General features: G+C 73.8%; 12 protein-coding genes and 1 riboswitch. Of the genes, 3 read left to right on the forward strand and 9 right to left on the reverse strand.

The features are described from left to right. Window positions 1–56: 56 nt before the first annotated feature. From JHAT_RS00650 to JHAT_RS00660, 3 genes are all read right to left on the reverse strand, one after another. Complete coding sequence (locus JHAT_RS00650) at window positions 57–719, reverse strand: SCO2322 family protein (RefSeq protein ID WP_077796004.1); 663 nt, start codon at window positions 717–719, stop codon at window positions 57–59. Further along, window positions 716–1,975, reverse strand: a complete 1,260-nt coding sequence (locus JHAT_RS00655) for a prenyltransferase/squalene oxidase repeat-containing protein (RefSeq protein ID WP_077796005.1) — start codon at window positions 1,973–1,975, stop codon at window positions 716–718. The genes JHAT_RS00650 and JHAT_RS00655 overlap by 4 nt, the downstream gene beginning before the upstream one ends. Window positions 1,976–2,105: 130 nt before the next feature. Then, a riboswitch (cobalamin riboswitch) is annotated at window positions 2,106–2,189 on the reverse strand. Between the two features lie 62 nt (window positions 2,190–2,251). After that, window positions 2,252–2,905: a TetR family transcriptional regulator gene (locus tag JHAT_RS00660; protein ID WP_171990690.1), complete on the reverse strand. Its 654-nt coding sequence runs from the start codon at window positions 2,903–2,905 to the stop codon at window positions 2,252–2,254. Between the two features lie 210 nt (window positions 2,906–3,115). Here JHAT_RS00660 and JHAT_RS00665 point away from each other — a divergent pair, with 210 nt between their 5' ends. The 3 genes from JHAT_RS00665 to JHAT_RS00675 are packed head-to-tail and all read left to right on the forward strand — an operon-like array spanning window position 3,116 to window position 6,332. Next, window positions 3,116–4,519: a glycosyltransferase family 4 protein gene (locus JHAT_RS00665; protein WP_077796007.1), complete on the forward strand. Its 1,404-nt coding sequence runs from the start codon at window positions 3,116–3,118 to the stop codon at window positions 4,517–4,519. Beyond that, on the forward strand, window positions 4,513–5,247 hold the full coding sequence (locus JHAT_RS00670; RefSeq protein ID WP_077796008.1) for a class I SAM-dependent methyltransferase: 735 nt from the start codon (window positions 4,513–4,515) through the stop codon (window positions 5,245–5,247). Before JHAT_RS00665 ends, JHAT_RS00670 begins: the two co-directional genes overlap by 7 nt. Continuing rightward, window positions 5,244–6,332, forward strand: coding sequence for a prenyltransferase (locus JHAT_RS00675; protein WP_077796009.1), 1,089 nt, complete (start codon window positions 5,244–5,246; stop codon window positions 6,330–6,332). The genes JHAT_RS00670 and JHAT_RS00675 overlap by 4 nt, the downstream gene beginning before the upstream one ends. A gap of 16 nt (window positions 6,333–6,348) precedes the next feature. On the opposite strand, the gene JHAT_RS00680 is transcribed toward JHAT_RS00675, so the two are convergent. The 6 genes from JHAT_RS00680 to JHAT_RS00705 form a co-directional block, all read right to left on the reverse strand. Then, window positions 6,349–6,636: a hypothetical protein gene (locus JHAT_RS00680; RefSeq protein ID WP_077796010.1), complete on the reverse strand. Its 288-nt coding sequence runs from the start codon at window positions 6,634–6,636 to the stop codon at window positions 6,349–6,351. 121 nt (window positions 6,637–6,757) lie between these two features. After that, window positions 6,758–7,579, reverse strand: a complete 822-nt coding sequence (locus JHAT_RS00685) for a hypothetical protein (RefSeq protein ID WP_077796011.1) — start codon at window positions 7,577–7,579, stop codon at window positions 6,758–6,760. 156 nt (window positions 7,580–7,735) lie between these two features. Beyond that, complete coding sequence (locus tag JHAT_RS00690) at window positions 7,736–8,722, reverse strand: N-acetylmuramoyl-L-alanine amidase (protein ID WP_077796133.1); 987 nt, start codon at window positions 8,720–8,722, stop codon at window positions 7,736–7,738. A gap of 47 nt (window positions 8,723–8,769) precedes the next feature. Beyond that, window positions 8,770–9,033 (reverse strand): hypothetical protein, encoded by a 264-nt coding sequence (locus tag JHAT_RS00695; RefSeq protein ID WP_077796012.1) that lies wholly within the window; start codon window positions 9,031–9,033, stop codon window positions 8,770–8,772. A gap of 46 nt (window positions 9,034–9,079) precedes the next feature. Next, complete coding sequence (locus JHAT_RS00700) at window positions 9,080–9,730, reverse strand: class I SAM-dependent methyltransferase (protein ID WP_077796013.1); 651 nt, start codon at window positions 9,728–9,730, stop codon at window positions 9,080–9,082. 114 nt (window positions 9,731–9,844) lie between these two features. Further along, window positions 9,845–11,584: an MFS transporter gene (locus tag JHAT_RS00705; RefSeq protein WP_077796014.1), complete on the reverse strand. Its 1,740-nt coding sequence runs from the start codon at window positions 11,582–11,584 to the stop codon at window positions 9,845–9,847. Between the last annotated feature and the right edge of the window lie 175 nt (window positions 11,585–11,759).

Consider the following 11,759-nt stretch of genomic DNA (forward strand, 5'->3'; position numbering starts at 1 on the left):
CCGTCGCCCCACGGCTGCCCGCGGGCCGGGCGGGGTGCTCGGCCGCGTCGGTCGGGTCAGGAGTCGGCATTCCTGCGCCGCCTCGACTGCCAGACCGCCGCCGCGGCCAGGGCCGCGACGATGGCCGTGCCGGTGACGAGGCCGGTCGACGGGCCGCCGTCGCCGTCCTCGTCCTGCGCGGGCTCCTGCGCGGGGGCCGCGCTCGTCGTCGGGTCCTGCTTCTGCGACACCTGCTCCCCGCACCCCGTCCGCGGGTAGCCCGCGATGGCGCACAGCAGTGCGTTGGTGTCGTAGCGCAGGGGACCGGCGACCGCGGCCAGGGCGTCGGCCGTCGTCGCGTCGGAGGCGACGCGGGCGCAGGCCGTACGTCCCGCCGGCGGCGTCTCGCCGGACGGGGCGTCGGCCGCCGTACCGAAGTCCAGGACGAGCGCCACCCGCTTCTCGCCGTCCCGCGCGGGCGTCTTCGCGCAGATCGTCGCGAAGTCGGCCGTGCCGCGCGGCTGTGCCGCGTCGCCGGAGTCCTCGCTCACCGAGAAGCGGAAGCCCTGGACGTCGCCGTCGGAGGGACGGGCCATGGAGGGGCCCTGGGTGGCGTACGTCCAGCGTTCGCCGTCGCGGTCCCAGAAGGACCAGTAGCGGTAGCCGGTGGCCTGCGCCGGGCCCGCGCCCGTGACGATCACGAGCACGGCCGTCAGTAGAAGGGTGAGGCGGCGTATCACGGCTGCTGCTTCCGGTTGCGGCCGCTGAGGACGAAGCCGATGCCGATGCCGAAGACGAGGCAGACGCCGACGAACCACCAGACGCCGAAGGGGGAGTCGTCCTTCTCGTCCTTCTTCTCGTCCTGCGCCTCGTCCTTCTTCCCGTCCGAGCCGGTGGCGCGGTCCTTGACGCCCTGCGGCGTCGGCCCCGTGGCGTTGAGCCGCTCGACCAGGTCGGTGCCGCCGAAGGCGCGGGGGTCGGTGCCCGTGGCGTGGGCGGCGAAGATCAGCTGGGCGTAGGCGGCCGGCCCGCTCTGCGCGGCCCAGGTCGCGGCGTTCTTCTCCAGCCAGGCCAGCGGCTTCGCGGCGCTGCCGGCCCCGCCCTGCGCGGCGAGCGCGACGACGGCGTCGGCGGTGTTGCCGTAGTCGGGCTGGGCCTCGGCACCGGCGAGGGCGGACGTCAGGTGGCCGTCCTTCGCGACCGCCCGCGCGAGGTGGGCGGCGCCGTTCGCGGCGGCCTGCTCCCGCGTGGGCCGGTCCCCGCCGGCGCAGCCGGCGTCGCCGCCCGCCGCCTTGCCCGGCTCGGCGACCAGGCCCTTGCCGAGCGCGCCGAGGACGCCGGCGGCGGTCGCGTCGTCGTTGGCGAGGAGCTTGCCGTCCTTGTCGGGCTGGAAGGCGAAGGCGCCCGCGCCCTTGCTCTCCGAGCAGGGCAGGGCGAAGGTCAGCAGGGCGTCGTAGGGCGACTTGCCGTCCTTCGTGACGGTCTCCGGCTTCGTGCCGGTGGCGGTGAGGGCGCCGATGACCACGGAGGTGGAGTTGGCGTCGCTGGGGCCGCCGGGGGTGTAGCCCCAGCCGCCGTCCTTGTTCTGCACGGACTTCAGCCAGCCGAGGGCGTCCTCGACGGCGTCGCCGTGCCCGCCGACGGCCCACAGGGCCTGGACGGCGGCGGCCGTGCTGTTGGTGTCGACCATGGTCTTGGCGTCGCAGGGCTTGGCGGTGTCGGCCCGGTAGGGCGCGAAGGCGCCGTTGTCGCACTGCTGCCCGGTGAGCCACCGCACGGCCGTCGCCGACGGGACGACGCCCACGGTGTCCTGGGCGAGCATCGCGAGCGACTGGCGCCACACGCCGTCGTACTGCGGGTCGGCGGTGCCGTACAGCCCGGCGGGCGTGGACGCGGAGGCGGACGGTGACGGGTCGGCGGCGACCGCGGGCGCGGCGGCGGCGCCCAGCACGGCTATGGCGGCGAGAGCCGCGGCGCTGCGACGGCGGACGTTCATGATCGGCGGGTGCCTTTCCCTGCGCGGGGCCGGACAGCACGGGGCACCCCCGGCGGCTCGGCCCCGTATGCCTCGACGGTGCCCGTGCACGGCGGGCGCCGGGCACGTGAGCCGGTCACGGTTCCGTCCGGGGCGATCCGGCTCACCGCCCGCGGACCTGCTCGGGGGACGGCTCACGGTTGCGGGTCAGCGCCGGAATTGCACCGGCTTCCCCCCGTACGGGCGTGATACGACGCCGCTACTTTACCCGGCCGTAAGAAGGGCGGGGCGGGGCGCCTAACGGCACTCCCCGGGCGTCCCCGCCTCCGTCAGGTCGATCAGGCGGCACGCCGTGTCGATGTCCGCCTTCACCTCGGCGATGGAGGCACGGCCCGAGAGCCAGGTGATCAGGGTGGAGTGCCAGGTGTGTTCGACGACGCGGACCGCGGAGAGCTGTTCGGGGGTCGGATCGGCCAGGCCGCCCATCGCGTCCAGGATGATCGCCGTCGTCTGGCGGGAGACCTGGTCGACCTCCGGGGAGACGCTGCGGTCGGCGAAGGTGAGGGCACGGGCCATCGCCTCGGCCAGCTGCGGTTCGCGCTGCAGGGCGCGGAAGGCCCGCATCAGGGTCTGGGCCACCCGCTCCGCCGCCGTCTCGCCCGTCGGCGGCTGTCTGCGCAGCGTCGCGTGCAGGCGCTCCAGCTGGTCCTGCATGGTCGCCACCAGCAGGTGGACCTTGGAGGGGAAGTAGCGGTACAGCGTGCCGAGGGCGACCTGCGAGGACTCCGCGACCTCGCGCATCTGCACGGCGTCGAAACCGCCCCGGCCGGCCAGCCGGGCGCTCGCCTGGAGGATGCGGCGGCGACGCGCCTCCTGCCGTTCCGTCAGGGGCGGGGAGGACGCGGCGCGGTGCACGGGGGCGGCCGTCGTGCCCGCCACCGGGTGGTCCACCTCGGTCACCTTCTTCCCCTTCCTCCCCCCGCCCGGCCCGGCGGGCGCACCGGCGTGACCGCCGTCGTGGCGTGAATCACCTGATCCACTCGTCACAGCACCCCTACCTGCCGGTAGATTCGAACCCTCTGGCGATCAAGTCTGAAACTTGTTCTAGATTAACGTCCCGGCATAGTGTCGCGGGACGAAGCAGGGAGAGAGGGGCCCAGAGTGACCGCTGAGGCCAGTCAGGCGGGTCCCCGTCAGGAGCCCGCCGCCGACGGCTTGCGACCGCTCCGCATCGCGCTCCTCACCTACAAGGGGAACCCGTTCTGCGGCGGCCAGGGCGTCTACGTCCGCCACCTCTCGCGGGAACTGGCCCGTCTCGGCCACCGGGTCGAGGTCATCGGCGCCCAGCCCTACCCCGTGCTGGACGAGGGCCTGGAGGACCGGCTCTCCCTCACCGAACTCCCCAGCCTCGACCTGTACCGCCAGCCGGACCCCTTCCGCACTCCGAAGCGCGACGAGTTCCGCGACTGGATCGACGCCCTCGAGGTCGCCACCATGTGGACCGGCGGCTTCCCCGAACCGCTGACGTTCTCCCTGCGCGCCCGCCGCCACCTGCGCGCCCGCCGCGGCGAGTTCGACGTCGTCCACGACAACCAGACCCTCGGCTACGGCCTCCTCGGTGACGTCGGCGCACCCCTCGTCACCACGATCCACCACCCCATCACCGTGGACCGGCAACTGGAGCTGGACGCCGCCGACAGCCGCAAGCGCCGGTACTCGGTGCGCCGCTGGTACGCCTTCACCCGCATGCAGAAGCGCGTCGCGCGCCGCCTGCCCACCGTGCTCACCGTCTCCGGCACCTCCCGCCAGGAGATCGTCGACCACCTCGGCGTACGGGGCGACCGCATCCACGTCGTCCACATCGGCGCCGACACCGACCTGTTCTCGCCCGACCCGTCGGTGCCGCAGGTCCCCGGCCGGATCGTGACCACCTCCAGCGCGGACGTGCCGCTCAAGGGCCTGGTCTTCCTCGTCGAGGCACTGGCGAAGGTCCGCACCGAGCAGCCCGACGCCCACCTCGTCGTCGTCGGCAAGCGCCCCGCCGAGGGACCCGTCGCCCAGGCGATCGAGCGGTACGGCCTCGACGGCGCCGTCCGGTTCGTCAAGGGCATCTCGGACGCCGAACTCGTCGACCTGGTCCGCTCGGCCCAGGTCGCCTGCGTGCCCTCCCTGTACGAGGGCTTCTCGCTGCCCGCCGCCGAGGCCATGGCCACCGGCACCGCGCTGCTCGCCACGACCGGCGGGGCCGTCCCGGAGGTCGCCGGACGCGACGGGGAGACCTGCCTCGCCGTGCCGCCGGGCGACGCCGGCGCGCTGGCCGCCGGACTGAACCGACTGCTCGGCGACCCGGCACTGCGGGCCCGGCTCGGCGCGGCCGGACGCGCACGCGTGCTGCGGCACTTCACCTGGGCCCGCGCCGCCGAGGGCACGGTCGCCCGCTACCGCGAGGCCGTCGGCCCCTCCTCCCCGAACACCCCGAGCACCCCGAGCACCCCGAGGATCGTGACCGCGACCCCGGCCACCAGTGACACCGGCGTCTACCCCGAAAGCAGGGCCACGTGCTGACCGTCGACTTCTCCCGGTTCCCGCTCGCCCCCGGCGACCGCGTCCTGGACCTCGGCTGCGGCGCCGGCCGGCACGCGTTCGAGTGCTACCGGCGCGGCGCCCGGGTCGTGGCGCTGGACCGGAACGGCGAGGAGATCCGCGAGGTCGCCAAGTGGTTCGCCGCGATGAAGGAGGCCGGTGAGGCGCCGGCCGGTGCCACCGCCACCGCCATGGAGGGCGACGCGCTGGCCCTGCCCTTCCCGGACGAGTCCTTCGACGTCGTCATCATCTCCGAGGTGATGGAGCACATCCCCGACGACAAGGGCGTCCTCGCCGAGATGGCCCGCGTCCTCAAGCCCGGCGGCCGCATCGCCATCACCGTGCCCCGCTACGGCCCCGAGAAGGTCTGCTGGACGCTGTCCGACGCCTACCACGAGGTCGAGGGCGGCCACATCCGCATCTACCGGGCCGACGAACTCCTCGCGCGCATCCGCGAGGCGGGCCTGAAGCCCTACGGCACCCACCACGCGCACGCGCTGCACTCGCCGTACTGGTGGCTGAAGTGCGCCTTCGGCGTCGACAACGACAAGGCGCTGCCCGTGCGGGCGTACCACAAGCTGCTGGTCTGGGACATCATGAAGAAGCCGCTGGCGACCCGCGTCGCCGAGCAGGCCCTCAACCCGCTGATCGGCAAGAGCTTCGTGGCCTACGCGACCAAGCCCCACCTGGCACCGGTGGACGCCACGTGACGTCGCCCGGCAGCCCCCGCACCCCCCGCACGGAACACCTCGTCCTGCCCGGCGTCCTCACCGACGAGCAGGCCGCGGCCACCGTCCGCGGCATCCTCGCCGTGCAGCGCGAGGACGGTGCCATCCCCTGGTTCCGCGGCCACCACCTCGACCCCTGGGACCACGTCGAGGCGGCGATGGCCCTCGACGCGGCCGGCGAGCACGACGCCGCCGCGCGGGCGTACGCGTGGCTGGCCCGGCACCAGAACCAGGACGGCTCCTGGTACGCCGCCTACGCCGACGGCGACTTCGCCGACGTCACCGACCGCGGCCGGGAGACCAACTTCGTCGCCTACGTCTGCGTGGGCGTCTGGCACCACTACCTCGCCACCGGCGACGACACGTTCCTGGACCGGATGTGGCCGGTCGTCGTCGCCGCGACCGAGTTCGTGCTGCTCCTCCAGCAGCCCGGCGGGCAGATCGGCTGGCGGCGCGACGACGACGGCACCCCGGCGAAGGACGCGCTGCTGACCGGCAGCTCCTCCGTCCACCACGCGCTGCGCTGCGCCCTCGCCATCGCCGAGCAGCGGGAAGAGCCGCAGCCCGACTGGGAGTTGGCGGTGGGCGCGCTGCGGCACGCCATCCGGCGCCACCCCGAGCGGTTCCTGGACAAGGACCGCTACTCGATGGACTGGTACTACCCGGTGCTGGGCGGCGCGCTGACCGGCACCGAGGCCCGGTCACGCATCGAGGAGAGCTGGGACCGCTTCGTCGTCCCCGGCCTCGGCGTGCGCTGCGTCGTCCCCAACCCGTGGGTGACGGGCGGCGAGTCGGCCGAACTCGCCCTCGCGCTGTGGGCGGTGGGCGAGTCCGACCGCGCCCTGGAGATCCTCCAGTCCATCCAGCACCTGCGGGATCCGGACAGCGGCCTGTACTGGACGGGGTACGTCTTCGACGACCAGGTCGTCTGGCCGCGCGAACTGACCACCTGGACGGCCGGTTCCCTGCTGCTCGCCGTCGCCGCGCTCGGCGGTCACGAGGCGACCTGCCAGGTCTTCTCGGGCGACCGGCTGCCCAGGGGCCTCGACCCGGACTGCTGCGTCTGACCGGGGCGCCGGGCGGTCAGCGGTGGCCGAGCCGGTTGGCGATGGCGTGGCCGACGAAGAGGTAGACCACGGCGGCCAGGCCGTACCCGGCCACGACGCGCGCCCAGGCCTCGTCGAAGGTGAACAGGTCACGCGACCAGCCGGCCAGCACGTCGGCCGCGTCATGGACGAACCGCACCAGGTCGTTGGCCCGGTTGGCATCCAACAGGTACATCACTATCCACAGGCCGAGGATGAAGGCCGTGACGTCCGCGACGATCGCGACGGCCCGTCCCGCGGAGCTGGAACCGTGGTATCTAGACATGCCTTGCGTATGGCCCCGCGGGCCCGGCGGAAACCTGCGGACGGGCGGACGAGAGACGGCCCCCCGGCCGGAACCGCGTCCGGACAGGGGGCCGTTGGGGCGTTCGGCGACCGCGAGGGGGTCAGCCGCGCTGGATGCCCGAGGTGTCCTGCAGGACGCCGCGACGGCCGTCCTGCGTCTGGGCGACGAGGTTCGCGCCGCGCTGCTCGACGGCCAGGTACCAGGTGCCCGGCGCCAGTTCGGCGATCGGCGTCGGCGAGCCGTCCTCCGCGAACAGCGGACGCGGCACCGGCACGGCGAACCAGAACGGCGAGAAGTCCCCGGCCGGCTGCGGCTGCTGCGCCTGCGGGGCCTGCGGCTGACCCGGCTGCGGCTGGCCGCCGAACGACGGCTGGCCGGGCTGACCCGGCTGTGCGCCGTACGGCTGCTGCGGCGCACCCGCGCCCGGGTAGCCGTAACCCCCCTGCGGCTGGGCGCCGTAGGGCTGCGGCGCGGCCGGACGGGGCGCCGGGACGAGCGCGCCCTTGAGGGCGGGGACGAGGGGGGTGGCCAGGGCGGCGACGGCCAGCAGCAGGGCGGCGATCAGACCGAGGACGAGCCCGGAACCGACCTCGATGCCGGAGCCCAGCTCGTCGAACGGGCCGGCCGGGTCGATGATCGTCCAGAACGCGGTCCACGCGGAGAAGACCGTCAGCGCGACGCCGAGCTGACCGAGGTCCAGACCGGCGACCTTGCGCGGCTGGGGCATGGCACGGGCGAGGACGATCAGCACCGCACCGATGATGCCGCCGACGTACATGCTCATCACGAGGCCCAGGTCGTCCCAGGCGTTGGGGATGTCACTGCCTTCGCCGTCGTACGTGGCGAGGAACGACGCGATGAACAGCAACACCGCTGCTCCGATCACCACGCCGTCGCCTCGAGTGAGGGAGCGGATATTCACTTCAGGTCCTTCTAGGTCGTCTCGTCGTCGGTAGAGGCGTCGCTGTCACCATGTCGCCGTCGGGCCCTGATGGGAAGCGCGGGGGTGACCCCTCATCGTACGGACGACACTATCGTCCGTACGCGGGGCTGTCCGCAGGGATCCGGGCGGCGACCACTACCCGCGCAGGAAACTCACGATTCCCTCAGACATCCCCTGTGCCGCCTTCTGCCGCCAACTGCCGCTGGTCAGCAGAGCCGCGTCCTGGCTGTCGCGCATGTTGCCGCACTCGATGAACACCTTGGGAACCGTTGACAGATTGAGACCGCCCAGGTCCGTGCGCGTGACCAGACCGGTGCCGCCGCCCAGGTAGTTGGCGGGCGCGCTGCCCGTGACGCGGACGAAGTTGCCCGCGATGCGCCGGCCGAGCTCGGCGGAGGGGGCGACGATGGCACGGGTGTCGGCGGCGCCCTCGTGCACCGCGCCCGGCAGGATGACGTGGAAGCCGCGGTTGCCGGCCCCCGCGCCGTCGGCGTGGAGGGAGATCGCGGCGTCCGCACGCGCCTCGTTGCCGATCCGGGCCCGCTCGTCCACGCAGGGCCCGTAGGGGCGGTCGCCGTCCTGGGTCAGCTTCACCGTGGCGCCCTGCTCCTCCAGGAGCGCACGCAGCCGGTGGGCCACGTCGAGGGTGAACTCGGCCTCGGGCCAGCCCGCGTTGGTGGACGTGCCCGTCGTGTCGCATTCCTTGCGGTTCGTCCCGATGTCCACCTTGCGGTTGATCTCGGACGGGTGCCGGAAGTTGTCCGGGTTGTGCCCGGGGTCGATGACGACGACCTTGCCCTTCAGCGGCCCCGACCCGGCGGCGGGCGCGGACGTCTGCGGACGCCCGGAGGCGGAGGGCTTGCCGTCCGCGGACGGGGAGGTCGTACCGGTGGGTGTCCCGGAGTCCTCGGTGGAGGAGGCGGAACCGCTGGAGGGCGACGCCGACGCACCGGCCGCCCGGTCCGTGCCACCGCCCCCGCCGTCCGGGCCGCCGACCGCGGCGTACACGCCCCATCCGAGCAGCGCACCGGGGACGAGCGCGGCGATCGCCACGGTCAGCGGGCGGCGCAGCGGGGAACGGCGGGGCTGGGGCGGATCGAGGTCCGGGCCTGTGTACGACACGTCAGCCACCATAGAGGCCGTGGGCGTGCTCCGCAGGGCCCGCCCGGTCAGTCGTCGCCGGACTGCTGCTCGTGCCGGTAGGTGCCACGGGCCAGCTCCTGCAGCAGCTCGTGCTCGGTCTTGCCCGTCACCCGGGCCATGGTGCGCAGCAACTGGGCGCACAGCGCCGCCGCGCCGTCCATCAGGGCCTCCGTCGCCTGGGGGTCCTCGCGGCGCCGCTCGGCGACGTACTCGGCCAGCAGGTCGTCCCCGGAGACGTAGGCGGTCATGAACTCGATGCCGGTGCGGACGCGGTCGTAGTCACTGCTCATGGCCGAACGATCGCACACGGACGCGCCCCGGGGGCGGCGGACGCCGTCAGATCCCCCTGCCCGTCCGCCGCAGGACGCGCAGCGAGTCGGTCGCCGAGACCTCGGTGAACGCGCCGGACGCGAGGGCGCGGAGGTAGACGCGGTAGGGGGCCTGGCCGGTGAACTCGTCGGCCGGGTCCGGGAAGACGTCGTGGATGACCAGCAGGCCGCCCTCGGCCACGTGCGGGGCCCAGCCCTCGTAGTCGGCGTTCGCGTGCTCGTCGGTGTGACCGCCGTCGACGAAGACCAGGCCGAGGGGGGAGTTCCAGAGGGCCGCGACCTGGGGCGAGCGGCCGACCAGGGCGACGACGTGGTCCTCCAGCCCGGCGCGGTGCAGGGTGCGGCGGAAGGTGGGGAGCGTGTCCATCACGCCGAGCTCCGGGTCGACCGTCTCCGGGTCGTGGTAGTCCCAGCCGGGCTGCTGCTCCTCGCTGCCCCGGTGGTGGTCGACGGTGAGCGCGGTCACCCCGGCCCGGCGGGCCGCGTCGGCGATCAGGAGGGTGGAGCGCCCGCAGTACGTGCCGACCTCCAGGAGCGGCAGTCCCAGCCCGCCCGCCTCGGCCGCCGCCGCGTACAGCGCCCGTCCCTCGTGCGCGGGCATGAACCCCTTCGCGGCGTCGAAGGCGGCCAGGATCTCCGGCGTGGGTACCGCGGGCATGGGGGTCCTCCGGTCGTACGTGCGTGCTGGCGCCCCATGCTGCCGCACCCCCTGCCGCGCGGTGCGACAGGGGGTGCGGACGGGCGGCCGGGCCGCGCCGGGCGGAGGTGCGGGTCAGGCGGGGACCGTGTCGCCCGGCAGGGACAGGTCCAGGTCGACCGGGCGCTCGTCGCCCCCGTGGGTCGCCGCGTGGGCGAGCGGACCGTGGCCCGCGGCGCGGGCGGCCAGCACGTACGGGCCCCCGGCCGGGACGGCGAGCGTGTAGCTGCCGTCCCCGGCGGTCAGGGTCGCGCCCGCCTGACGGCCGTGGCGGTCGATCAGCGTGACCTTGGCACGGGCCACGGGCGCGCCGTCGGCGGCCAGCACCCGGCCGCGGAAGCCCCGCAGCACCTCCTCGGCGCGGGCCAGGTTCGCGTCCTCCTCGCTGCTCGCGCGCAGCTGCGTGGTGGCCGCCGGGCGCCTGCGCGGCAGGAAGAAGGCCAGCACGAGGCCGGCCGCGACCGCGGCGGTCGCGATCAGGAAGGAGACCCGGAAGCCGTGCATGGTCGGGATCGCCACGCCCCCGACGGTGGTCGAGGTGTTGGCGAGCACCATGCCGATGACGGCGCTCGACACCGACGTGCCGATGGACCGCATCAGGGTGTTGAGGCCGTTGGCCGCGCCCGTCTCCGAGGCCGGGACCGCGCCCACGATCAGCGCGGGCAGCGACGAGTAGGCGAGGCCGATGCCCGCGCCGAGCAGCACCGAGGTGACGACGGTCTGCCAGGCGGCGCTCATCAGTCCGAGACCGCCGCCGTAGCCGACCGCGATGACCAGCAGGCCGATGATCAGCGTGGTGCGCGGGCCGTAGCGGGCGGACAGCCGGGCGTACACCGGTGCCGTGAACATCATCGTCAGGCCCAGCGGCGCCACGCACAGACCCGCGACGACCATCGACCGGCCGAGGCCGTAACCGGTGGCGGAGGGCAGCTGGAGGAGCTGGGGCAGGACGAGGGAGACGACGTAGAAGGCGACGCCGACCATGATCGAGGCGAGGTTGGTCAGCAGCACCTCGCGGCGGGCCGTGGTGCGCAGGTCGACCAGCGGCGCCGCGACGCGCAGCTCCATCAGGCCCCACAGCAGCAGGATCACGACGGCGGCGGCGAACAGTCCGAGCGTGGTGGCCGAACCCCAGCCCCAGTCGCTGCCCTTGGTGATCGGCAGCAGGAGCAGCACCAGGCCGGCGGAGAGACCGAGCGCGCCGGGCAGGTCGAAGGAGCCCTTCGCGCGCAGCGGGGACTCCGGCACGACGAGGAGGGTCAGGGCGATGGAGAGGACGCCGAGGCCGGCGGCGCCGTAGAACAGGGCGTGCCAGTCCGTGTGCTGCGCGACCAGTGCGGCGGCGGGCAGCGCGAGACCGCCGCCGACGCCGATCGAGGAGCTCATGAGGGCCATCGACGAGCCGAGCCGCTCGCGCGGCAGCATGTCGCGCATGAGGCCGATGCCGAGGGGTATCGCGCCCATTGCGAAGCCCTGGAGCGTACGGCCGACGATCATGGGCAGCAGGGCGTCGGTGACGGCGCTGACCAGCGCGCCGGCCACCATCACGGCCAGGCTGACGATCAGCATGCGCCGCTTGCCGTACAGGTCGCCGAGGCGGCCCATGATCGGCGTGGCGACGGCTCCGGACAGGAGCGTGGAGGTCAGGACCCAGGTGGCGTTGCTGGGCGTGGTGTCCAGGAGTCGGGGCAGGTCCTTGATGACCGGCACGAGCAGGGTCTGCATCACCGCGACGACGATGCCCGCGAAGGCGAGCACCGGGACGGTGGCCCCGCTCACTGGCCGGGCGGGCTCGTCGGTCGTCGTGTGGGACATGGGGTGAGGCCTCCAGGCCGGGGTCGGCGAACGCGTCGTTCTGCTTGATATGTGCAGGCTGAACCTCGTACGCCCGGGCACCTATTCCGTTGCTTCGAGTCCCTAACTATTTCTTGACCTTCTCTTGACACACGCCTGTCCGAGGGGCCGGGGGCTGAGGGGCCGGGTGTCCGAG

Source organism: Streptomyces sp. JHA26 (assembly GCF_002005565.1).
Classification (GTDB): domain Bacteria; phylum Actinomycetota; class Actinomycetes; order Streptomycetales; family Streptomycetaceae; genus Streptomyces.